This is a genomic window from Aeromonas rivuli (assembly GCF_000820045.1).
Taxonomy (GTDB): Bacteria; Pseudomonadota; Gammaproteobacteria; order Enterobacterales; family Aeromonadaceae; genus Aeromonas; species Aeromonas rivuli.
On record NZ_CDBJ01000076.1, the window covers coordinates 538 to 806 of the forward strand.

General features: G+C 64.7%; 1 pseudogene. It reads right to left on the minus strand.

The features are described 5' to 3' along the window. Positions 1-269, minus strand: a pseudogene (locus tag BN1130_RS22965) (methyl-accepting chemotaxis protein); the annotation flags it as partial.

Sequence of the window (269 nt, forward strand, 5' to 3'; positions counted from 1 at the left end):
CATTGAGGGCCAGCAAGTTGGTCTGATCGGCAATCCCCCTGATCACCTCCAATACCCCATCCACGGCGAGGCAGCGGCTATCGAGTTGCTGGATCACCGTGTCGACCCGGGCAATGTCGGCGGACATCTCGCCCATGTCGGTGATGGAGTGCCGAGCGAGGCGGCTGGTGTTGGCGGCATCGTCGTTGGTGAGGGTCGAGAGCTCGGCGCTGTGGCGAGCATGTTCGCGGACCTCATAGGAGCTGGCGGCCAGCTCGCTCACCGCGGTG